Source organism: Aminobacter sp. J44 (assembly GCF_007829415.1).
In the GTDB taxonomy this organism is placed as follows: domain Bacteria; phylum Pseudomonadota; class Alphaproteobacteria; order Rhizobiales; family Rhizobiaceae; genus Aerobium.
In genome coordinates this window covers 16,982-38,091 of sequence record NZ_VLJG01000029.1, presented here as the reverse complement: position 1 = coordinate 38,091, position 21,110 = coordinate 16,982, and the positions used below count along the sequence as shown (strand labels likewise).

Genomic DNA, 21,110 nt, shown 5'->3' with positions numbered 1-21,110 from the left:
TCGGCATGCTCGACCATCAGGTCGAACCACTTGCGCAGGATCGCCGAGCGCTCCTTGGCCGGGCGCTTTGCCCAGGGGCGGAAGGCGGCGTCGGCRTSSGAAATSGCTTCCTCGACCTCTTCGGCCGAGAGCGACGGCACGSRGGCGATCAGCTCGCCGGTTGCCGGATTGGTCACGTCCACCGTCTTGCCCGAGCGGGCCTCGACCCACTCGCCGTTGACGAGGCACTTGTCGCGCAAAAGTCCCGGATCTTTCAGGGGCAGCATGTCTGTCTCGCTAAAAAAGAAAAAGAAGGCAGCCGCGTTCAGCGGCTGCGGGATGGATCTAGGGTGGAAACGATTCAGGGCTCCGCCAGCCTCGGCAATGCGCGGGCGAAGGCCTCGACGATCTCGTCGATGTCGTCGAAGGTCATCGGCGTTGAGAAGCAGACGAGGCCATTCGACGCGATGATCACGCCTTCGTCGAACAGAAGGCGGGCCAGCGCCGCGACCTTCTTCGCACCGTCGGCGCTTGCGAGCACCGTTGAGCGGAAATCGGAGAGCCTTGCCTTGTTCAGATGGATACGGCGCAGCGAGCCAAGGCCAGTCACCTGCGCTTCAATGCCGAGTTCCTCGAAGACTGTGGCGATTTTGGCTTCAAAGCGGTCGCCGAGCGCTTCGAGATGGGCAAAGGCTTCCGGCGTCAGGGCTTCCATTGCAGCAATGCCGGCCATCATCGACATCGGATTGGCGCTGAAGGTGCCGCCGTGCTGCACTTTCGGTGCGCCATTCGTCGGGTCGTAGACGGCCAACACATCCTTGCGGCCGGCGACCGCGCCGATCGGGAAGCCGCCGCCGATGATCTTGCCGAGCGCAGTGACATCCGGATTGATGCCATAGCGCCCCTGCGCGCCGTTATAGCCAAGGCGGAAGGTGATCACCTCGTCGAAGATGAGCAGTGCGCCGATCTCTTTCGTGACGCGACGGAGCATCTCGAGGAATTCTGGGGTCGCCGGAACCAGGCCGGCGCGGTTCGGCATCACGTCGACCAGGACACCGGCGAGGTCGTTGCCCTTGGCGCGCAGTATCTTTTCGCCAAGCTCGACATTGTTGAACGGGATGACGACGACGTCATCCAAAACGCCCTGCGGGGTGCCAGCGGCCGTTGGTACCGATTTCGGCGCGTCGAGGTCGCCCCAATTCTCCGGCCGCGCCTCCTGGCTGGTTTCCACCACATCATAGGTGCCGTGATAGGCGCCTTCGCACTTGGCGATCTTGGCACGACCGGTGAAGGCACGCGCGACTTTCACGGCATTCATGACTGCCTCGGTGCCGGAGTTGCAGTACCGCACATGCTCGACCGAAGGCAGGCGCTCGACGAGGATTTCGGACAGCCGCACCTCGCCGGGCGTCGCCATGCCGAAACAGAAGCCCTTCTCCAGCTGCTCCCGCGCGGCGGCCTTGATGGCTTCGCAGCCATAGCCGTGGATCAGCGAGGTGAAGTTGCCGACGGCGTCGATGCGGCTGTTGCCGTCGATGTCGATGATGCGGCAGCCTTCGCCGCGTTCGGCATAGATCTGGTAGGGCGCGCGGAAGACCGTATGGCGCGTATTGCCGCCCGGCATCACCTGCTTGGCGCGCTCATACAGGCTGGCCGACTTTGGCGTCTCGAAAGTGCTCATGGTATCCTCGGAACATGCTGATGAAAGTGGTGCGGACGAGGGGCCCCGTCCGCAGCCTCAGCGGGGGAGTGCTGTCCCGTTGCAGGCGTCAGAACGCCGCGCGATAGAGAGCGAGCGCGTCTGCTTCGGTCACTTCGACCGGATTGTTGCCGAGAAGGCGGGTCTGCAGCATCGCATCGGCAGCAAGCTGCGGCAGCATCTCTTCGGCAACGCCGGCATCACGCAGGCGACGCGGCGCGCCGGAGCCATCCATCAGTTCGATCAGCCGCTTCACGAAGGCCTGGGCCTTTGCCTCGTATCCTGCATCCTGCGCAACGTCTGCGCCGACGGCTGTTGCGAGTTCGGCATAGAGCGGCGCGGCAGCCTTCATGTTGAACTCGAGCACCGGCTGCAGCATCAGCGCGTTCGAGAGTCCATGCGGAATGTGGTAACGGCCACCTAGCGGGTAGGCGAGGGCGTGGACCGCCGCGACCGGCGCGTTGGCGAACGCCTGGCCGGCAAGCAGCGCGCCGATCAGCATTGCCTCGCGCGCATCCCGGTCCGCGCCGTTCTTGCAGGCGGCGACGAGGTTGGATGAGAGGAGGTGAAGCGCCTCGCGCGCAGCCGCGTCCGACAGCGGGTTCTTCTTGTGCTTGCTGGTATAGGCTTCGATCGCATGCACCATTGCGTCAATGCCGGTCGCCGCGGTGTGCAGCGCGGGCAAACCAACGGTGAGCTCGGCGTCGAGCAGCACACGGTCAGCATAGAGCTGGTCGGCGACGACGCCCATCTTCGAATGGTCGGGCCGAGTCAGGATCGTGATGTTGGTGACTTCCGAGCCGGTTCCGGCCGTCGTAGGCACCTGCACCAGCGGCAGGCGCGAGCCCTGCACCTTGCCGATGCCGTAGAGTTCGGACAGCGGCTGTTCGCTAACCAGCATCACCGCGGCGAGCTTGGCGACGTCCATGGACGAGCCGCCGCCGATGCCGATGACGATGTCTGCGTCCGCCGTGCGGCCTTGTGCAACGCAGTCGAGCAACACCTGCTCGGGGGGATCGGCGACGACCGCATCGAACACGGTGACCTTGAAGCCAGCGGCGGCGAGCGACGCCTTGGCAGGTTCAAGTACGCCTGCCTTGTGGAGGCCGCCGTCAGTCACGAGCAGCAAGTTGCGGGCGGGGAACCAGTTGCCGAGGAGTTCGCCGAGCCTGGCGGCGGCGCCCCACTCGACGTGGATCTGCCCGACCGTGGTGAAAGAGAATGGGGTAGAAGTCATGGCTGCATTCCCTGGGATATTCCGGCGGCTGCCGGACGCGAATTTCTGAAGGAGATTGCGGCGTCAGATGATGCCCTCGACCTGGCGGGTCGCCAGCTCGCGCGCGATCTTCTGCTTGTGTTCGAGTGTTTCGCCGGAGCGCGGACGGTACCAGATCGCGGTCCAGTTGACTGCGCCCAGCATGCCCTTGACGGCGATGGAGGCGTTTTCGGCGCGGATGCTGCCGTCCTCCTGACCTCGGCGGAAGACGTCTATGAACAGGTGCTCGAAGTCGCGGCGGATCGCCATGATCTCGTCCAGCACCTGGCGCTGCGCGAGCGTCGTTGCGCCGAGGCGATGCATGTGTACGCCCTGCACGACGACGGCGAGGTACGCGATGTTCTGCAGCATGGTCAGGGCATGCGCCTCAAGCATTGCGTGCAGCGTTTCGCGGCCGGTGCTGCCCGTCTGCATCGCGGCGTGAACCGCTTCGTTGAGGCGGCGCATCCCTTCGCGGTGGACGTCGAAGAACAGATCGGTCTTGGAGCGGTAGTAGTGGTAGATGCGTCCCTTGGTGGCGCCGAGCCGGCGAGCAACGTCATCGATACTCGCTCCCTGAAAGCCCATTTCCATGAAGCACTGGGCGGCAACGTCGAGAATGTCGATGTTGTTGTCGGCAGGCTCCCCGTCGGCGTTCTTCCGTCGCGCGCGAGTTGGGCGGCGCGGACGATCGGCTTCCACAAGAGCTTCTGCTTCGCTCAGTTCGCGCTTGTCTCCCTCATCGAGCCGCGCGTTGGCCATCAAATCCTCCAAAATTCTCTCTCCCGCCTGCATATCAGCGGATTTGCATAAGGGACGCAATTGCTCAGCGCCCAACAGTTGCTACGCGAAACGCTAGACGTCTGCCATTAAACATACTACTGGGTATGTTGCAATTGTCGATTACGCGGCAGAGGTTGAGGGAGAGGATAGCCACATGAATGAACTGACCCGCCAGAACGAACCGTTGATCTCGGAGTGGATCACTGTGGATCAGCCGTTCGTGGACCGGTTCGCCGACGCGATTCTGGATCATCAGTTCATTCACGTGGATCCGGAGCGCGCGAAGGCCGAAGGCCCATATGGCGGCACGATCGCCCATGGCTTCCTGTCGCTGTCGCTGCTTACCCATTTCACGCATAGCGCCATGCCCTTGCCTGCGCCCGGCGTTGTCGAGGTGAACTACGGATTCGACAAGATCCGGTTCCTGACGCCTGTGCCGGTCGGATCGCGTCTGCGCGGCAAGTTCACGCTCGTCTCCGAAGAGCCAAAGGGTGGCGGAAAGCTCCGGCGCTTTGCGGTGGAAGTTGAGATCGAAGGAATTCAGAAGCCGGCCGTCATCGCGGAATGGCTGGTTCTGGTAGTGGAAGGAGAGAATTAATGGCCGTCAGCTTCAAGGATCAGGTTGCCATCGTCACCGGCGCAGGTGGCGGGCTGGGGCGCTCGCATGCGCTGATGCTGGCCGCGCACGGCGCGGCGGTCGTCGTCAACGATTTTGGCGGCTCGCGTGACGGCACTGGCGGATCGACCGCAGCGGCCGAGGCTGTCGTGCGCGAGATCCGGGAGGCTGGCGGCCGTGCAATCGCCGACGGCGGCAATGTTACCTCCGAGGCCGACATGGAGGCGATGGTGGAGCGCACGCTGAACGAATTCGGACGCGTCGACGCTCTCATCAACAATGCCGGCATCCTGCGCGACAAGACCTTCGCCAAGGTGACGATGGATGACTTCCGCGCCGTTGTCGACGTGCACCTGATGGGCACGACGATCGCGACTAAGGCGGTCTGGGGCGTGATGCGTGAGCAGAACTACGGCCGCATCCTAGTGACCTCCTCCACCTCCGGCGCCTACGGCAATTTCGGCCAGTCCAACTACGGCGCGGCGAAAATGGCGCTGCTCGGCCTGATGAACACGCTGCACCTTGAGGGCGCGAAGTACGGAATTCATGTGAATGCCATCCTCCCGACGGCAGCCACCCGCATGACCGGCGACATGATGAGCGACGAGATGCTGCAGATGCTTGCTCCCGAACTCGTGTCGCCGGCTGCGGTATGGCTTGTCAGCCGGGACGCGCCGTCGCGCACCGCACTGCTGGCCGGCGCCGGCACGGTTGCGCGCCTTGCCGTCGTTGAAAGCGAGGGCGTCTGCTTTGCCGGCAAGTCGCTGACGCCGGACGACGTCGCCGCGAACTTCGATCGCATTGCCGATATCTCTTCTCCGATCGAGCCGGCGGAAGGCCTGCGCCACGTCGACCGCATCATCGAGAATGCGCGGAAAGCCCTCGGCCAGGCCTGATAGATGAGCGAACGTCTCTATCCTCTTCCCCGCAGCGCCTATCCCTGGCATCAGGAGACGGTGCTGCAGTGGGAGGACTGTGACATCTACGGCCACGTCAACAACGTGGCCTACCTGAAGTACTTTGATACCGCCCTGAACATGGCGCTGATCGACTATGGCGCGCTGGATCTTTCGCCGGAAGCAACCGATCCGATCGGCCTTGTCGTGAAGAACGGCGCCGAGTTCTTCAGCGAGATCAACTTCCCAACCCGGCTCTGGGTTGGGGCCCGGGTCGAGAAGGTGGGGCGCACCAGCCTCACCTGGGGGTTCGGCCTGTTCTCTGCCGGCGCGGAGCTCTGCGCTGCGCGCGGAACCTACGTGCATGTCTATGTCGACCGGCAGACCCGCCGGCCGATCGAACTGACCGACAAGCTTCTTGCCTGCGCCAAGGCGCTGGCGGCGCCTGACGACAACTGATTTTGGGAGAAGCAGATGAGAGAAGCAGTAATCGTCTCCACCGCGCGCACGCCGATCGGGAAGGCGTATCGTGGTGCGTTCAATGCGACGACCGCGCCGCGCCTGATCGGCCACGCGATTGAACACGCGGTCAAGCGCGCTGGCGTAGACCCGGCTGAGATCGAGGATGTGGTCGTCGGTGCAGCCCTGCAGCAGGGTACGACCCACATGAACATCGCCCGCACAGGCCTTCTGCGCGCCGGCCTGCCGGTGACGGTTCCCGGCCAGAGCGTTGACCGCCAGTGCGCGTCGGGCCTGATGGCGATTGCCATTGCCGCCAAGCAGATCATTTCCGATGGCATGCAGGTCACGATTGGCGGTGGCGTGGAGCAGATTTCGCTGGTCCAGAACGCGCAGATGAACGTCACAAACTGGCGCGATCCCTGGATCGACGCTAACCTGCCGCAGACCTACATGACGATGCTCGAGACGGCTGAAATCGTCGCTGACCGCTATGGCGTCAGCCGCGAGGCGCAGGACGAGTATGCCCTTCAGTCGCAGCAGCGCACCGCCGGCGCGCAGGCAGCGGGACGCTTCGATGACGAGATCGTCGCGCTGACGACGATCATGCAGGTCACCGACAAGGCGACCGGCGCGGTTTCCGAGAAGGAAGTCACGCTCGCCAAGGACGAGGGCAACCGCCCGGAAACGACGCTCGAAAGCCTGGCGGGCCTCAAGCCGGTTTTCCGCGATGGCCAGCGTATTGCCGAAGGCCGCTTCATCACCGCCGGCAATGCCTCGCAGCTGTCTGACGGCGCGTCGGCTTCAGTGCTGATGGAACGTAGCGAAGCGGAGAAGCGCGGCCTGACGCCGCTCGGCCTCTACCGTGGCATCGCCGTCGCGGGCGTTGGTCCCGAGGAAATGGGCATCGGTCCGGTTCCGGCGGTGCGCAAGCTGCTTGCCCAGCACAACCTCAAGGTCGAGGATATCGGCCTGTGGGAGCTGAACGAGGCCTTTGCAGCGCAGGTTATCCCGTCCCGCGACCAGCTCGGCATCCCGAACGAGCTGCTCAACGTCGATGGCGGTGCGATCTCGATTGGGCACCCCTATGGCATGTCGGGTGCGCGCATGGTCGGTCACGCGCTGATCGAGGGCAAGCGCCGTGGTGCCCGCTACGTTGTCGTCACCATGTGCGTTGGTGGCGGCATGGGCGCAGCTGGCCTGTTCGAAGTGCTCTGATACGTTTACGACCTACAAGAAGAAGGGCCGGCGGAGCGATCCGCCGGCCCTTCCGTTTGTCTGATTGATTTTTTCAACTATTTGCCGAGGCCGATCCGCTTCTCGATATGCGCGAGCGGCGGGATTGCGGGGGCTTTTTGAGCAGCTTCCTTGATCCGCGCCGCGATATCCTCCGGGAACGCCGCCGCCTTCGGCAGGCCCGAAGCGCGGGAGACATGCAGCTGCACCTGCTCGTTCCAGGCTAAGAGGTTGCCATCGCCATCATGCATTTCGAGGTAGAGATGCATGCGCTTGGCGTCCGCCGCCAGCACATGCAGCGTCAGCTCGAGCGCCAGGCCTTCGTGGCACTCGCGCTGGTAGCCGATGCGCATGTCGAGCGTGTAGAGCGTGGAAGACGTTGCATCCCGGTAGGTCCGGTCGATGCCGATGACGTCCATGAAGGCCGTTACCGTCTGGGAAAAGGCGATTGCATAGGCGAAGTCGCCCATGTGACCGTTGTAATCGACCCATTCCGGGCGGACGACATCCGCCCGGGTAAAGGTTGCGGCCGCGCGGCGGTCGGTCATCCCTTGCGGCGCTCCAGGAGGTGGAGGAACTCGCCAACGACGCCACGGCGGAAGAGAAGCACGCAGATCATGAACGTGCCGCCCAGCACCATCGTCACCGGCAGGCCGGAAGTGGCGAGGAAGTTCTGCATGCCGACGAGGATGCCCGCGCCGACGACGGGACCTGCCATAGTGCCGATACCGCCGATCAGCGTCATCAGGATGACTTCACCCGACATCTGCCAGGCAACGTCGGCCAGAGTCGCGAACTGGAACAGCAGCGCCTTGAGCGCGCCGGCAAGACCAGTGAGACCGGCGGACATCACGAAGGCTGCGAGCTTAAAGCGCTGGGCCGAATAGCCGAGCGAGATCGTGCGAGGCTCGTTTTCGCGGATGGCGCGGAGGATCTGGCCGAACGGCGAGTTGACGATACGCCAGATCAGGGCCAGCGAGAGCACCGAAACCGCGGCGATGAAGTAGTAGAGGTTCATCGTCTCGTTGAGATCGATGATCCCGAACAGGTTGCCGCGCGAGAAGCCCTGAATGCCGTCCTCGCCGTTGGTGAACGGGGCCTGCAGGCAGAAGAAGTAGAACATCTGCGCCATCGCGAGCGTGATCATCGCGAAGTAGATGCCCTGCCGGCGGATGGCCACAACACCGATGATGAGGCCAAGCACGATAGAGGTCACCACGCCCGCGATGATCGCGAGTTCGGGCGTCACCTGCCAGACCTTCAGGGCGTGTGCCGTCACATAGGCTGCTCCGCCGAAGAAGGCCGCGTGGCCGAAGGACAGCAGCCCCGTGTAGCCGAGCAGCAAGTTGAATGCCGCTGCGAACAGGACGAAGCAAAGCAGCTTCATCACGAATATCGGGTAGACGAAAGCCGGCAGGATCGCGAGGATCAGGATCAGGCCTGCGAAGGTGATCGCGGGAACCGGGCTCTTGCGGGTGGGCATGACGATGGTGTCGGCGTGTGTCGCGGACATGTCAGCTGTCCTTTCCGAAAAGACCGGCCGGGCGCAGCAGGAGCACGATGGCCATGATGACGAAGACGACGATGTTGGCGGCTTCGGGGTAGAAGACCTTGCACAGGCCCTCGACGATGCCGAGCATGTAGCCGGTGACGATCGCGCCGAGGATCGAGCCCATGCCGCCAATGACGACGACCGCAAAGACGATGATGATGAGGTTCGAGCCCATCAGCGGGCTGACCTGGAACAGCGGCGCGGCAAGCACGCCAGCAACGCCGGCCAGGGCGCAGCCGAAGCCGTAGGTCAGCGTGAGCAGCACCGGCACGTTGACGCCGAAGGCCTGGACGAGAGTTGAATTCTCGGTTGCCGCGCGCAGGTACGCGCCGATCTTCGTCTTCTCGATGATCGCCCAGGTGCCAAGGCATACCACCAGCGAGGCAAGAACCACCCAGCCGCGATAGTTCGGCAGCACCATGAAGCCAATGTTGGTGGCGCCGCGCAGCGCCTCCGGTGCCGCATAGGGCTGGCCGGACGTGCCGAAGTAGTGGCGGAATCCGCCTTCGAGCAGCAGGGCAAGGCCGAAGGTGAACAGCAGGCCATAGAGATGGTCGAGGCCGTAGAGCGCGCGCAGCATCGTGCGTTCGATCACCATGCCCACCACAGCAACAACCAGCGGCGCCAGGAACAACGCGCCCCAGTAGCCGATGCCGGCGTAATTGAGCAGCATCCATGCCGCAAACGCGCCCAGCATGTAGAACGCGCCGTGGGCGAAATTGACGATGCGCAGCAGGCCGAAGATCACGGCGAGGCCGAGCGACAGCAGCGCATAGAAGGAACCGTTGATCAGACCGATCAGGAGCTGGCCCGTGAGGACGGGCAGCGCCACTCCGAAAATGGTGGTCATGGTCTCACACCCCCAGGGCCGTATTGAGTGCCTCGGTGCGGGACGGCAGTTCCGAGACCGAGAAACTGTCGATCACCTGGCCGTGGTCCATCACGTAGAAATGGTCGGCAATGCGCGATGCAAAGCGGAAGTTCTGCTCGACGAGCAGCACGCTGACGCCGTGCGCCTTGAGCACTTTCAGCACCTCGCCGATACGCTCGACGATCACCGGAGCAAGCCCCTCGGTCGGCTCATCCAGGAGGATCAGGCGCACGCCGGTGCGCAGGATGCGGGCGATCGCGAGCATCTGCTGCTCGCCACCCGAAAGCTTCGTGCCCGGGCTGGTGCGGCGCTCGAGCAGGTTCGGGAAGATCTCATAAATCTTCTCGATGCTCATGCCACCCCTGGCCACGACCGGCGGCAGGGTCAGGTTTTCCTCAACGGTCAGGCTCGCGAAGATGCCGCGCTCTTCCGGAACGAAGCCGAGGCCCGCATGGGCGATGCGGTGCAATGGCACGCGCATGATCGACTTCTGCTCGAACTCGACCTCGCCCTTGCGCTTGCGGATGATGCCCATGATGGCGCGCAGCGTGGTTGTCTTTCCGACGCCGTTGCGGCCAAGCAGTGTGACGGTCTCGCCGGGGTAGACGTCGAGGTCGACTCCATGCAGCGCATGGCTCTCGCCGTACCAGGCTTCCAGCTTGCGCACCTTGAGCTGCGGTGCCGCGCCGCCGCCGCGCGCAGCCTTTGCGGGCGCAGTCAGCGTATCAGTGGCTGTCATCTTCGGAACCCATATATGCTTCGCGCACGCGCGGATCGGCGCTGACGGTCGCGTAGTCGCCGCGCGCCAGGATCTCGCCCCGCTGCAGCACGGTGATGTCGTCGCCAATATCGCCGACGACCTTGAGATTGTGCTCGACCATCAGCAGCGCGCAGTCGCGCGAGACGGTCTTGATAAGCTTTGCCATGTGCTCGACGTCCTCCTGGCCCATGCCGGCCAGCGGTTCGTCGAGGAGTAGGACGCGCGGCTCGAGGGCCAGCGTCGTCGCGATTTCAAGCGCACGCTTTCGTCCGTAGGAAAGGTTGTTGGCGCGAAGGTGCGCCATGTCGGCAAGGCCGACGCGGTCCAGCAGTTCCATCGCCTGCCGGTTGAGCCGGTCAAGGCTAATCAGCGAGCGCCAGAACTGTCGCGACAGGTTGTTCGGCCGCTGCAGGGCAACGCGGACGTTGTCCAGCAGCGTCATGTCGCCAAAGGTGGCGGAGATCTGGAACGACCTGACCATGCCCATCCGCGCCACGCTGGCCGGATCCATCGCCGTGATGTCGGTCCCATCGAGCACGATGCGACCCGCAGTGGGCTTGAGGAACTTGGTCAACAGGTTGAACACGGTGCTCTTGCCGGCGCCGTTGGGGCCGATCAGCGCGTGGATCCGACCGTGGCAGACGTCGATGTCGACGTTGTTGACGGCGAGGAACGGTCCGAAGCGCTTGGTCAGCCCCCGTGCCGAGAGAACGGCACGGGGCGCGCCAGCATCGGCAGGAGCCGCGGCTGGATGAGTGGTCATGGTCGCTGGGATCACTTCTTGACGAGCGGGCAGGTGCTGTTTTCGAGCGAAGCGAACGCCTCGTTGCCCGGGATCGTGGCGAGAACCTCGTAGAGGTCGCCCTCGGAGGTGGACTCGGACGGCTTCTTCACGCGGACGAGGAACATGTCGTGCACGACGCGGCCGTCTTCACGCAGGTAGGCATTGCGGTTGAAGAAGTCGTTGATGTCCATGCCGCGCATGGTCTCCATGACCTTCGAGCCGCTCTTGGCCTGGCCGGAAGCTTCCGCAGCCTTCAGGTAGTTCATGACGGCCGAGTAGACGCCGGCGTGGACCATGGTCGGCTTCTTGCCTTCCATGCGCTCGCTGTAGCGTGCCGACCACTCGCGGGTCGCATCGTCCATGTCCCAGTAGAAGGCGGTGGTGAGCGTCAGGTCCTGCGCGATGTCGAGACCAACGCCCTGGACGTCGGTGAGGAACAGCAGCATGCCGGCGACCTTCTGGCCAGCCTCGGTGATGCCGAATTCCTGCATCTGCTTCAGCGCCGTCATGGTGTCGCCCGACGAGTTGGCGAGCGCGATCACGTCTGCGCCGGAAGCCTGCGCCTGCAGGATGTAGGACGAGAAGTCGGTGGTCTCGCGCGGATGGCGGACGGAACCGATGACCTCGCCCCCAGCTGCGGTCACAGCCTGAGTGGTGTCAGCCTCGAGCGCATGGCCGAAGGTGTAGTCGACAGTGATGAAGTACCACTTCTTTGCGCCGCCCTGCGTGAGCGCGCGGCCGGTGCCGTTGGCGAGCGCATAGGTGTCCCAGGTCCACTGCGCCGTCGACGCCGAGCAGGCTTCGGCGGTGAGCGCCGACGAGCCGGCGGTCGAGATCAGGAACGCGGTGTCCTTCTGGCGGGTGATTTCCTGAACGGCCATGGCCACCGACGAGGTCGGCACGTCGACAACGGCGACGACGTTCTGCTCGTCGATCCAGGTACGTGCGAGGGTCGAGCCGACATCCGGCTTGTTCTGGTGGTCGCCGACGATGACCTCGATGTCCTCGCCCAGCAGCTTGCCACCGAAATCCTCAACGGCCATCTGCGCTGCGACGACGGAGCCCTGGCCCGCGAGGTCGTAGTTCATGCCGGACATGTCCGTCAGAACGCCGATACGGTACGGATCCGCGAAGGCGGCGGTTGCCGACAGCGTGAACACCGTCGACAGGATGATGGTCTTCAAATTCTTCATTCTCATGCTCCTCCTTAAGGCACAGATGTGCCTGATGCCCGGATGCCGTGCTCCCGCCCGACCCCGTCTTGATTAGCGGCTGGCTTCTTCGAGAATTCGCCGCGACAGATAGAACTGATCAGCCTCGCTCCACGCCGCCCAGTTCTGGCGGGCGTGCCCGTCAATGGCGGACTTGGTCATCCGCAGGGCGAGCGCAGGGATTTCGGCAAGTTCGGCCGCCCAATCGCAGGCGGCGGCTACGGCGGCGCCGTCCTCAACGATGCGGTCGCAGAGGCCAAGCGACAGGGCTTCCTCCGCGCCGATCTTCTCGTCGCAGAACAGGATGCGCTTTGCGCGCGACGAGCCAACACGCTCGACCAGGAGCGGCAAGCCGCCCCAGCCCAGCGTCATGCCAAGACGCACTTCCGGAAAGCGCATATAGGAAGAAGCGGCCATGACGCGGAAATCCGCGGTGAGCGCCAGAATCGCACCGCCGCCAATGGCGGGGCCCTCGATCGCGGCGATCACGGGCTGCGGCACCTGCCTCCAGGCATCGGTCATGCGCCCGCCGGCGTTCATCGCCTGCGCGCGTTCCACGTCGCCAGCGCCCGTCTTCCAGAGCTGATCGTCCTTGAGGTCGACCCCGGCGGCGAAGATTCCGGCTGCGCCCGTCAGAACGACGGTGGCAACGTCGGCACGCTGGCCCACATCGATGGCGGCCGTTTCCAGTCCGCGGATGAGTTCCGAGTTCAGGGCATTCGCCTTGCCGCCACGGTCGAAACGAACCGTCGCTACCTTGCCCTCAACGGACGTCACTACTGCCGTCATTGGCCCTCCCAAGACCCCAGCCGATGCGCGGTTCCTCATAAACCGCTTTGACATACTACCGAGTATGTTGCATATCTGTTTTCGGGATTGCAAGGCATATTTTCGTCGGGCACATAGCGACTGGGGAGGAGCCCAGCGGCTTTGAAATGCCCTGAGGCCTTCGGAAGGAGAGGACATGACGACCGGTACAGTCTGCGCATCGGATCCGGCACTCGACCGCAACCGAGCGGTGCTCCGTTACATACTAGAGACCTACGCGGCCGAGCGGCCCGAGGCGCCGTTCGTGCAGTTCTGGCCGGGCGACGCATGGAGTTACGCCGAAACGCTGCGGCGCGTGCGCCTGCGCGCCACCACGCTCGCCCGCGCGGGGGTGAAGCGCGGCGACCACGTGCTGTGCATGATGGGCAACGGCCCCGACCTGCTCTGCACCTGGTTCGCCATCAACTATCTCGGCGCGGTCTACGTGCCAATCAACACGGCAGCCCGCGGTCGCGTGCTCGAGCACATTCTTGAAGACGCTGACGCGCCGCTTCTTGTTGCGGCTTCCCCGCTGGTCGAGCGCCTCAGCGAAGTCGCTCCGGGCAAGGTGAAGACCGTGCTGGTCGTCGAGGGTGAGGCGCAGCCAGTTGCCGGGCTTGACGTTCGCCAGCTGGAAGACCCGGCAGACGAAGACGCGAGCCTGCTTGAGCTCTCCAGCCCGATCGAGCCGTGGGATCTCTACGCCATCATGTATACGTCCGGCACGACCGGAAACGCCAAGGGCGTGATGAGCAGCTACACGCAGCTCTACACCATGGGTCCGGATGCATTCGACTGCGTCGACGAGGACGACCGCTGCATGATCTGCGGCCCGATTTTCCACTGCGGCTCGACGCTCTATGTCTACGCCATGCTGGCGCGGGGCCTCTCCATCGGCATGATGCGCGAGTTCAAGACCGGAACCTTCTGGCAGGCCGTGCGCGACACCGGCTCGACCTACTGCCTGTTGCTGGGCGTGATGGCGAGCTTCCTGCTGAAGCAGCCGCTGTCCCCGGACGACAAGAACCATCCGCTGCGCCGCGCCTTCATCACTCCTTTCGGCGAAGACGGTCCGCTGTTTGCCGAGCGTTTCGGAGTCGACGCCTGGACCATCTACAACATGACGGAGATTTCCTCGCCAATGGTTGCTGGTCCTGGCATCACGGCCAAGGGCATCGCTGGCAAGCCGCGCCCCTGGTATGAACTGCGCATCGTCGACGAGAACGATGTCGAGGTACCGGACGGACAGGTTGGCGAGCTCATCGTGCGCACCCACCGTCCGTGGGCGCTGATGCGCGGTTATTACAACAATCCGAAGGCCACCGTTGAGGCGATGCGCAACGGCTGGTTCCACACCGGCGACGGCTTCCGCCGCGATACGGACGGCACCTACTTCTTCGTCGACCGCCTCAAGGACGTGATCCGTCGCCGCGGCGAGAACATCTCGTCCTTCGCGCTTGAAAGCGAGGTGCTGAACATTCCGACGATCCGTGAATGCGCCGCCGTCGCGGTGCCGTCCGAGTTCAGCGAGGACGAGGTGCTGATCGTCGTGACACCGGTCGAAGGCGCCACCATCGATCCGGTGGCGGTTACGGAAGAACTGACGAGGACGCTGCCGCACTTCATGGTCCCGCGCTACGTTCGCGTGCTGGATGAGCTGCCGAAAACCGCCTCCGGCAAGGTGCAAAAGCACATCCTGCGCACGGAAGGCGTTACGCCGGACACGTTCGACCGCAATACGCCCGCGCCGGCCCGGGCCAGCGCCTGACACTCGCCAGAGGTTCGATCAAGGATTTTTCACATGTCTCAGACCGCACTGCCGCGCGTCACCTATTCCAACATCCAGGCCGATTTTTCCGGCGTCCATGATCTGCTCGACACGGTGATCGCGAAGGTGCGCGCAGAACTCCTCGGTCAGACCTGGCCGCATCGCATTGGCGGCGAGGATCTTGCTGCAGGGGCGAGCTACGAAGCCTTCTCGCCTATCGACAACCGTATCCTGCTTGGCCGCTTCCACCGCGCAGACGCCGCGGTCGTCGAACGTGCCGTTGCCGCTGCCCGCACCGCTCAGAAATCGTGGGGCGCGATGCCGTGGCAGGAGCGCCTCGTTGCGATGCGCCGCTTTGCCGACCAGCTCGAAAAGGAAAAGTTCGAGCTCGCCGCCGCCTGTCTCATCGAGGTCGGCAAGTCGCGGCTTGAAGCAATGGGCGAGGCCGAGGAGGCGATCGACCTCGTGCGCTACTACGGCGCGCAGATGGAGGAAAACAACGGCTTTGTTCGCCCGCTTCAACGTGCGTTCGATAATGAAGAGACCAGCGACCGGCTACGCCCCTACGGCGTCTTCGGCGTGATCGCGCCGTTCAACTTCCCGCTGGCACTGTCGGTCGGCATGCTGTCGAGCGCGCTGATCGCCGGCAACACGGTCGTCTACAAGCCGAGCGAGTTTGCGGGGCTGACGGGGGCCCTCATCATGCGGGCTGCCGATGCTGCCGGGCTTCCGGCTGGCGTTCTCAACATGATCTGCGGCGACGGCAGCACCGGACAGGCGATGGTCGATCATCCGGGCTTTGACGGCTTTGCCTTTACGGGCAGCCACAAGGTCGGCTCCGAGATGCTTCGGAAGGTCGCGAGCGGCGTCTTCAATCGCCCGGTGATCGCCGAGATGGGTGGCAAGAACCCGACTTATGTCGCCGCTTCCGCCGATGTCGAGCGCGCGGCGCAGGGCATGATGCGCTCGGCCTTCGGCCTCCAGGGCCAGAAGTGTTCGGCGGGCTCCAGAGTCTATGTCCATTCCAGCATTCGCGACGCCTTCGCTGACCGGCTGGTGGCGCTGACGAAGTCGATCCGCATAGGTGATCCTTGCGGCCGCGACATCTTCATGGGCCCGATCATCAACGAGGCAGCATTCCGCCGCTTCGAGAAGGCGAGCGCCGAAGCGGCGCGCGACGGACGCATCCTTGCGGGAGGCAACAGGCTCTCCGGCGGCATCTACGATCACGGCTTCTATGTCGAGCCAACCATCGTCGACAGCCTGCCGGCAGACCATGCGCTTCACCGCGACGAGCTGTTCCTGCCGTTCCTGACGGTTCAGGTCTTTGACGACCTTGAAGCGGCTATCGCCGACGGCAATGCCGTCGCCTATGGCCTCACCGCAGGCTGCTATGCGAGCGACCAGGCCGAAATCGACCTCTTCCTCGACAGGGCACAGGCCGGCGCGCTCTACGTCAATCGCGCCAGCGGCGCAACGACCGGCGCATGGCCCGGCATCCAGACCTTCTGCGGCTGGAAAGGCTCGGGCCTGTCCGGCAAGGGCGGGCTCGGCCCCTTCTACCTGCCACAGTTCATGCGCGAGCAGAGCCATACGATCTGGAAGGATTGAACCCAAAGACGGGCCGGCTTCTCGGACAGCATTTCAGCATCGTCGTTCCTCTCCGAGGAGCGGCGATTCTCTTTTGGTATGAGGTATTACGCCGACGAACGCCAACGTGACTGCTTCTGTATACCGCGTGTCGAGTACGCCTCCGGTGGGGCTTTGGTTGGCCGCGGCGCGTACGAAGCACAGATGCGCCGTTCTCTTCAAGCAGTGCAGGGACTTTGGACCCAGCGACCAGCCGGCTGAAGAAAACGGACCGAGCGTGCAACCGCATGCGCAGAGGTGAGCTGCTTGGCGCCTGTCTTGATGCCTTCCGCGACCGGCACCATGTCGAGGCGGTTCGCCATCTGCAGCACGGCGTCGATCACCGCGGGCGCCTTGCCGTCATTCGCGCCGATCCGGTCGATGAACGATTTATCGACCTTGATGACATCGGCGGTAAACTGCCATTTTTGAACTGCGGGGCGGGCCGACACGATTGACGAGCGTCAAGGCCGCCGGATCAGAAGCGACGTTCACTATCCTTGCGCGCACTATCGAGTGACAATGGCAGCGGGCGTGTCGACTGCAGCGCCGGGCGGAGAGTCTTTAGCCGCCCGCGGCGAGAATTCGAGCTGCCACTACTCGGACAATGAAGAGGAGGCGATGATGATCATCCGGGAACTGACCCACAATCAATGCATCAGCCTGATCGAGGCGAAGCGGGTGGCGCGGCTTGGCTGCTCGCTGGACGGCCAGCCCTATGTCGTCACCATCTTCTATGCCTATGCGGAAGGGCACGCCTATGCGTTCACTCTGCCGGGGCGCAAGCTCGACATCATGCGCGCGAACCCGAAGGTGGCGCTTCTGGTTGAGGAGACCGGCAGCGGGCGCAGCTGGAAGAGCGCGATGGCCGAAGGCAGCTTCGAGGAGCTGCCCGACCGGATCGGGCACAAGACGCTTCGAGAACGGGCGTGGACGCTGCTCAGCAAGTACTCGGACTGGTGGGAGCCGGGGGCGCTGAAACCCGAGCTACCCCCGGTGACGGACCAGTCGCCGCATACCTTCTTCCGGATCCATATCGACCGGGTGACCGGGCGAGAGGCCATTGACGTCGAGGAACAACCCTAGCGGGCAAGGAAGGTCGGCAGCGCCGGCGCTTCCAGCATCGACCTGGTGACGCCGCCAAAGATCTTCTCGCGCATGCGGGAATGGCCGTACGCGCCCATGACCAGCATGTCCGCGCCCACATCGCGCGTATAGCGGCGGATGATGTCCGCAACCGGCTTGCCCAGGCTTGGCAGCCGTTCGACCGTCGTCTTGACGCCGTGGCGGGCGAGATACCGGGCAGCATCCGCGCCTGGCTCGGCGCCATGGCCGTTCTCGCCCTCGCGCGGATCGACCAGCAGCAGGCGCACGTCCTCGGCGGCGACGAGGATCTGAAGCGCTTCGCGCACGGCACGTGCGGCCTCGACCCGCGCGTCCCAGCCAATCACGACGCGCTTCGGATTCAGAGTCGCATTGGCATCCTTCGGGAGGATCAGCAGCGGGCGGCCGGACGCAAACAGCGCGCCCTCGAGCGCCTTCGGGCCGAGCTCTTCCGAGCCAAGCGTCTCCGGGCCAAGCACGGTGAGGTCGGCATAGCGGGCGCGGCGGCCGATTGCTTCGTCGGCAAAGGCGACTTCGGTAAAAGCGGTCGCTACATCCGACGAGATCCGCTTGCTGGCGAGGAATTCAGTGATGGCCCGTGCTCGGTCGGCCACACGCTTCTCGTCATTTCCGCGCTCCTGCACCCAGGCGTCCGACACCACCGCGGCCGTGTAGAGGCCGACGGGCGGAGGGGAGGCCATCCCCACCACCAGGACGGCAAGATGTGCTCCGGCGCTTTCGCACATGTCGGCCGCGTGCCTGAGGTCGTCGAATTCCTGGTCTGGGCCGGTGACTGTGAGGATCGTCCTGAACGTCATTTGAGCCTCCGTTAGCGCTCATACTGGCTTCTGCGAAGACAAATATGCGCGGTGATGCGGATTTGCTTTGCGTTACGTCAATGAGTTTCCCCGGAAATGTGTAAACGGGAGACGAGCTTGTCACCCCCTTCCTGGCAGCCTGCCATGTTGTCGTGGATCAATGCGGCGGAGTAACAATTCGCCTAAGGCCGCCTAGAACGTATTCACTTTCCCCGGCCGGATAACTGCCGCTCGGGCGGGCCAGATAGAAGAATGTGGCATCTGCGCGGCCGATGCCGCGAAACGCATACTGCCGAGCAAGGGGCGCATCATGTCAGAAACAATATTTCGGCGGGCCCTCGCATTTCTTGCATTCGCGACGCTGTGCCTTGGCCTGCTTATCTCGGCCGGCTGGGTGCCGGCTTGGGGCGGCATGACCACCACCGTTGTCTGGACGGCAGGCACTGTGCCGGTGATCGTCGTTCTGGTCGTTTCGATCGTGCGGGACTTTCTCATCGGGCGAGTTGGTGTTGACGCGATCGCGCTCGTGTCGATGACGGCCGCGCTGCTGCTGGGCGAACCGCTGGCGGCCGTAGTCGTGGCGCTGATGTATTCGGGCGGCACGCTGCTCGAGGATTTCGCTCGTGGCCGTGCCGAGCGTGACCTGCGGGCGCTGCAGGACCGCTCGCCGCGCACGGCGCACCGACGCCGCAACGGTCAGCTGGAAACGGTGCAGGTTGCTAAGGTCGAGATCGACGACGAACTGATCGTGCAGGCGGGAGAGCTTGTGCCGGTCGATGGCGAGCTTCTTGATCCCGAGGCAAGGCTGGATGAATCCGCGCTTACGGGCGAGCCGCTGCCTGTCACCCGTCACGCCGGGCAGGTTCTGCGCAGCGGAATCGTCAACGCGGGAGACGCCTTCGCGATCCGGGCAACGGCGCGTGCCGAACAAAGCACTTATGCGGGCATCATTCGGCTGGTCGAAGCTGCTCAGACTGCACGGGCTCCGTTTACACGTATGGCTGACAGGTTCGCGCTCCTCCTCCTGCCGGTCGCGCTGCTGGTTGCGGGCGCGGCTTGGTGGTGGTCCGGCGATCCGCTGCGCGCCCTTGCGGTGTTGGTTGTGGCGACGCCGTGCCCGCTGATCCTTGCGGCACCCGTTGCCTTTATCGGCGGCATTTCGCGCGCGGCCCGGTTTGGCGTCCTGATGAAAGGAAGCCAGACCATTGAGGCGCTGGCCAAGGTCAGGACCGCCATCTTCGACAAGACCGGAACGCTGACGCTGGGAGGCGCCGAACTGCTCGAAGCGGAGTACGCGCCGGGGGTCGACGAGGACGAGGCGTGGATGCTGGCAGCGTCGCTCGAGCAAGTCTCGAACCATGTGGTTGCAGGCGCCATCACCCATCTTGCCCGCACCAAAAACCTTGTGCTGCCGACGCCCGACAACGTCAGCGAGACGCGTGGGGCCGGGCTGTCAGGAATGGTCACAGGTCGCCGCGTCAGAGTCGGGTCGCGCGACTATCTCCTCAATGGCAACAGCCTGCCCGGCTGGTGCGCGGCGAGCGAGGAGCGCTATCGCGACGAGGCGGTCCTGCGCGTCTATGTTGAGGTCGACGGCAAGGTTTCGGCGGTATTCACCTTCGGCGATGCGCTTCGCCCGGATACGGCACAGACGCTTCGGCGCCTGCACGAACTCGGTATATCGCGCATGGTGCTGCTGACCGGCGACGTCGCGGACGCTGCCACGCGCATGTCGGCCGCGCTGCCGCTCGATCGCGTCGTGGCGCAGGCGTCGCCAGAAACTAAGGTCAATGTGGTTCGTGAGGAACTGGCACAGCAGCCGGTCATGATGGTCGGCGACGGCATCAACGATGCCCCGGCGCTCGCCACTGCGACGGTCGGCGTGGCGATGGGCGCGCGGGGCGCAACCGCATCCTCGCAGGCCGCTGACGTGGTCATCCTGCCGGACAGGCTTTACCCCGTGGCGGAAGCCTTCGGGATCGCGCATCGCACGCTCCGCATCGCGTTGCAGAGCGTAATCGCCGGGTTGGCATTGTCGGGCCTCGGCAKGGCAGCCGCAGCTGCCGGGTATCTCACGCCGGTGCAGGGCGCGCTCATGCAGGAAGGCATTGACCTTGCAGTGATCCTCAATGCGCTGCGGGCCCTGCGCGCGCCAGGTGACACGCGAAAGACTGACGCGTTAGCTTCGCATTAGCGCGGTGCATGTTTCGTAGGCCGTAGAGTTCGAATCCGAGGAGATTGCCATGTGGCGACGCGTAATCCTGATGATGGCCGCTACGGCGGGGCCGGCCGCTGCGGATGATGCCGTCGAAAGCGCCTTTCGCGGCCGCCGCATCGCCGAGGCGAACTGCGCGGAGTGCCACGCCATCACCCAGATCGATGAAAGTCCGCTGAAGGAGGCCCCGCCGTTCCGGGAAATTCCGGCAAGGATTCCTGCTGATGCGCTCGCGAAGATGCTGGAGGGCGCCGTGTTCAAGAAGCACGCCGTGATGCCGGACTTTGAGCCCGATCCGCAGCAGGCCGCTGATCTCGTGACCTTCATGCACGACATTGCCGGTTCCCAGTGAAACAACCGGGTCAGGTCCTGACCCAGCGTAGCTTGCTTCCTGAACCGAATAGCGCAGTTCCACAGCGTGGATACTGTGAAAGCAGCAAGTAGTTCGGCCAGTTGACGAAGGTCAATTCGGCACCCCGTTCGCAGGAGTATGCGACACGCGCGCGGCGACGGGGCAGTGACATGATTCATCAGCACAGGCAGGAACGAGGCACCACATATGTGAGCGTCTGGACGGTCTCACCCGACCGTTCTCCCGGAACCGCGCCGGCAAGCATTCGCAAGAATGCCTGAACTACCAGCGTTTCCCCCACGAAGATGCTAGATCA

22 protein-coding genes are annotated in these 21,110 nt (G+C 64.1%); 9 read left to right on the top strand and 13 right to left on the bottom strand.

All coding sequences use genetic code 11. The annotated features are described in order from the left end of the window. From L610_RS12340 to L610_RS12325, 4 genes are all read right to left on the bottom strand, one after another. Positions 1-266, bottom strand: a 266-nt coding sequence (locus L610_RS12340) for an aldehyde dehydrogenase family protein (protein WP_144705420.1), incomplete at its 3' end; no start/stop codon positions are given. 74 nt (positions 267-340) lie between these two features. Further along, positions 341-1,660: an aspartate aminotransferase family protein gene (locus L610_RS12335; protein WP_024849319.1), complete on the bottom strand. Its 1,320-nt coding sequence runs from the start codon at positions 1,658-1,660 to the stop codon at positions 341-343. Positions 1,661-1,748: 88 nt separating this feature from the next. Then, entirely contained in the window at positions 1,749-2,915 is a 1,167-nt protein-coding gene (locus tag L610_RS12330; protein ID WP_024849354.1) for an iron-containing alcohol dehydrogenase, read from the bottom strand. A gap of 63 nt (positions 2,916-2,978) precedes the next feature. After that, a complete protein-coding gene (locus L610_RS12325) occupies positions 2,979-3,695 on the bottom strand; it encodes a TetR/AcrR family transcriptional regulator (protein WP_084466143.1) in 717 nt (238 codons plus the stop codon). A 175-nt stretch (positions 3,696-3,870) separates the two neighbouring features. Between L610_RS12325 and L610_RS12320 the strand changes: the two genes are divergently transcribed. From L610_RS12320 to L610_RS12305, 4 genes are read left to right on the top strand one after another with little or no spacing between them, the layout of a single operon-like run. After that, entirely contained in the window at positions 3,871-4,314 is a 444-nt protein-coding gene (locus tag L610_RS12320) for a MaoC family dehydratase (protein WP_024849320.1), read from the top strand. After that, entirely contained in the window at positions 4,314-5,228 is a 915-nt protein-coding gene (locus L610_RS12315) for an SDR family NAD(P)-dependent oxidoreductase (RefSeq protein ID WP_024849321.1), read from the top strand. Before L610_RS12320 ends, L610_RS12315 begins: the two co-directional genes overlap by 1 nt. A 3-nt stretch (positions 5,229-5,231) precedes the next feature. Then, positions 5,232-5,687 (top strand): thioesterase family protein, encoded by a 456-nt coding sequence (locus tag L610_RS12310; RefSeq protein ID WP_144705418.1) that lies wholly within the window; start codon positions 5,232-5,234, stop codon positions 5,685-5,687. 15 nt (positions 5,688-5,702) lie between these two features. Further along, on the top strand, positions 5,703-6,905 hold the full coding sequence (locus L610_RS12305) for an acetyl-CoA C-acyltransferase (protein ID WP_024849323.1): 1,203 nt from the start codon (positions 5,703-5,705) through the stop codon (positions 6,903-6,905). Between the two features lie 77 nt (positions 6,906-6,982). On the opposite strand, the gene L610_RS12300 is transcribed toward L610_RS12305, so the two are convergent. From L610_RS12300 to L610_RS12270, 7 genes are all read right to left on the bottom strand, one after another. Next, positions 6,983-7,471: a thioesterase family protein gene (locus L610_RS12300; protein WP_024849324.1), complete on the bottom strand. Its 489-nt coding sequence runs from the start codon at positions 7,469-7,471 to the stop codon at positions 6,983-6,985. After that, on the bottom strand, positions 7,468-8,436 hold the full coding sequence (locus tag L610_RS12295) for a branched-chain amino acid ABC transporter permease (RefSeq protein WP_024849325.1): 969 nt from the start codon (positions 8,434-8,436) through the stop codon (positions 7,468-7,470). The genes L610_RS12300 and L610_RS12295 overlap by 4 nt, the downstream gene beginning before the upstream one ends. A gap of 1 nt (position 8,437) precedes the next feature. After that, the gene (locus L610_RS12290) at positions 8,438-9,325 is read right to left on the bottom strand and encodes a branched-chain amino acid ABC transporter permease (protein ID WP_144705416.1); all 888 of its coding nucleotides are present in this window, start codon (positions 9,323-9,325) and stop codon (positions 8,438-8,440) included. A 4-nt stretch (positions 9,326-9,329) separates the two neighbouring features. Continuing rightward, positions 9,330-10,085, bottom strand: a complete 756-nt coding sequence (locus L610_RS12285; RefSeq protein WP_024849327.1) for an ABC transporter ATP-binding protein — start codon at positions 10,083-10,085, stop codon at positions 9,330-9,332. Next, on the bottom strand, positions 10,072-10,869 hold the full coding sequence (locus L610_RS12280) for an ABC transporter ATP-binding protein (protein WP_024849328.1): 798 nt from the start codon (positions 10,867-10,869) through the stop codon (positions 10,072-10,074). The genes L610_RS12285 and L610_RS12280 overlap by 14 nt, the downstream gene beginning before the upstream one ends. 11 nt (positions 10,870-10,880) lie before the next feature. Then, positions 10,881-12,083 carry an ABC transporter substrate-binding protein gene (locus L610_RS12275; RefSeq protein WP_024849329.1) on the bottom strand — a complete coding sequence of 401 codons (1,203 nt, stop codon included), beginning with the start codon at positions 12,081-12,083 and terminating at the stop codon, positions 10,881-10,883. 72 nt (positions 12,084-12,155) lie between these two features. Continuing rightward, complete coding sequence (locus L610_RS12270; RefSeq protein WP_024849330.1) at positions 12,156-12,890, bottom strand: enoyl-CoA hydratase/isomerase family protein; 735 nt, start codon at positions 12,888-12,890, stop codon at positions 12,156-12,158. Positions 12,891-13,065: 175 nt separating this feature from the next. Here L610_RS12270 and L610_RS12265 point away from each other — a divergent pair, with 175 nt between their 5' ends. Together L610_RS12265 and L610_RS12260 are read left to right on the top strand one after the other, a co-directional pair. Next, positions 13,066-14,676, top strand: a complete 1,611-nt coding sequence (locus L610_RS12265; protein WP_144705414.1) for an AMP-binding protein — start codon at positions 13,066-13,068, stop codon at positions 14,674-14,676. Between the two features lie 33 nt (positions 14,677-14,709). Beyond that, positions 14,710-16,287: an aldehyde dehydrogenase family protein gene (locus tag L610_RS12260; RefSeq protein ID WP_024849332.1), complete on the top strand. Its 1,578-nt coding sequence runs from the start codon at positions 14,710-14,712 to the stop codon at positions 16,285-16,287. A gap of 197 nt (positions 16,288-16,484) precedes the next feature. On the opposite strand, the gene L610_RS12255 is transcribed toward L610_RS12260, so the two are convergent. Next, complete coding sequence (locus L610_RS12255; protein WP_024849333.1) at positions 16,485-16,757, bottom strand: EAL domain-containing protein; 273 nt, start codon at positions 16,755-16,757, stop codon at positions 16,485-16,487. Between the two features lie 70 nt (positions 16,758-16,827). On the opposite strand from L610_RS12255, the gene L610_RS12250 reads away from it, so the two are divergent. After that, on the top strand, positions 16,828-17,391 hold the full coding sequence (locus tag L610_RS12250; RefSeq protein WP_348602317.1) for a pyridoxamine 5'-phosphate oxidase family protein: 564 nt from the start codon (positions 16,828-16,830) through the stop codon (positions 17,389-17,391). Here the strand turns inward: L610_RS12250 and L610_RS12245 are convergent. After that, positions 17,388-18,227 (bottom strand): universal stress protein, encoded by an 840-nt coding sequence (locus tag L610_RS12245; protein ID WP_024849335.1) that lies wholly within the window; start codon positions 18,225-18,227, stop codon positions 17,388-17,390. The genes L610_RS12250 and L610_RS12245 overlap by 4 nt on opposite strands. A gap of 310 nt (positions 18,228-18,537) precedes the next feature. Here L610_RS12245 and L610_RS12240 point away from each other — a divergent pair, with 310 nt between their 5' ends. Next, positions 18,538-20,421 (top strand): heavy metal translocating P-type ATPase, encoded by a 1,884-nt coding sequence (locus L610_RS12240; RefSeq protein ID WP_144705412.1) that lies wholly within the window; start codon positions 18,538-18,540, stop codon positions 20,419-20,421. A gap of 49 nt (positions 20,422-20,470) precedes the next feature. Beyond that, positions 20,471-20,794, top strand: coding sequence for a c-type cytochrome (locus L610_RS12235; RefSeq protein WP_144705410.1), 324 nt, complete (start codon positions 20,471-20,473; stop codon positions 20,792-20,794). Positions 20,795-21,110 lie beyond the last annotated feature (316 nt).

Excerpts from the sequence above, each read along its gene's own strand:
- L610_RS12335 (WP_024849319.1), bottom strand. The coding sequence starts at position 1,660 with ATGAGCACTTTCGAGACGCCAAAGTCGGCCAGCCTGTATGAGCGCGCC.
- L610_RS12330 (WP_024849354.1), bottom strand. The coding sequence starts at position 2,915 with ATGACTTCTACCCCATTCTCTTTCACCACGGTCGGGCAGATCCACGTC.
- L610_RS12325 (WP_084466143.1), bottom strand. The coding sequence starts at position 3,695 with ATGGCCAACGCGCGGCTCGATGAGGGAGACAAGCGCGAACTGAGCGAA.
- L610_RS12320 (WP_024849320.1), top strand. The coding sequence starts at position 3,871 with ATGAATGAACTGACCCGCCAGAACGAACCGTTGATCTCGGAGTGGATC.
- L610_RS12315 (WP_024849321.1), top strand. The coding sequence starts at position 4,314 with ATGGCCGTCAGCTTCAAGGATCAGGTTGCCATCGTCACCGGCGCAGGT.
- L610_RS12310 (WP_144705418.1), top strand. The coding sequence starts at position 5,232 with ATGAGCGAACGTCTCTATCCTCTTCCCCGCAGCGCCTATCCCTGGCAT.
- L610_RS12305 (WP_024849323.1), top strand. The coding sequence starts at position 5,703 with ATGAGAGAAGCAGTAATCGTCTCCACCGCGCGCACGCCGATCGGGAAG.
- L610_RS12300 (WP_024849324.1), bottom strand. The coding sequence starts at position 7,471 with ATGACCGACCGCCGCGCGGCCGCAACCTTTACCCGGGCGGATGTCGTC.
- L610_RS12295 (WP_024849325.1), bottom strand. The coding sequence starts at position 8,436 with ATGTCCGCGACACACGCCGACACCATCGTCATGCCCACCCGCAAGAGC.
- L610_RS12290 (WP_144705416.1), bottom strand. The coding sequence starts at position 9,325 with ATGACCACCATTTTCGGAGTGGCGCTGCCCGTCCTCACGGGCCAGCTC.
- L610_RS12285 (WP_024849327.1), bottom strand. The coding sequence starts at position 10,085 with ATGACAGCCACTGATACGCTGACTGCGCCCGCAAAGGCTGCGCGCGGC.
- L610_RS12280 (WP_024849328.1), bottom strand. The coding sequence starts at position 10,869 with ATGACCACTCATCCAGCCGCGGCTCCTGCCGATGCTGGCGCGCCCCGT.
- L610_RS12275 (WP_024849329.1), bottom strand. The coding sequence starts at position 12,083 with ATGAAGAATTTGAAGACCATCATCCTGTCGACGGTGTTCACGCTGTCG.
- L610_RS12270 (WP_024849330.1), bottom strand. The coding sequence starts at position 12,890 with ATGACGGCAGTAGTGACGTCCGTTGAGGGCAAGGTAGCGACGGTTCGT.
- L610_RS12265 (WP_144705414.1), top strand. The coding sequence starts at position 13,066 with ATGACGACCGGTACAGTCTGCGCATCGGATCCGGCACTCGACCGCAAC.
- L610_RS12260 (WP_024849332.1), top strand. The coding sequence starts at position 14,710 with ATGTCTCAGACCGCACTGCCGCGCGTCACCTATTCCAACATCCAGGCC.
- L610_RS12250 (WP_348602317.1), top strand. The coding sequence starts at position 16,828 with ATGGCAGCGGGCGTGTCGACTGCAGCGCCGGGCGGAGAGTCTTTAGCC.
- L610_RS12245 (WP_024849335.1), bottom strand. The coding sequence starts at position 18,227 with ATGACGTTCAGGACGATCCTCACAGTCACCGGCCCAGACCAGGAATTC.
- L610_RS12235 (WP_144705410.1), top strand. The coding sequence starts at position 20,471 with ATGTGGCGACGCGTAATCCTGATGATGGCCGCTACGGCGGGGCCGGCC.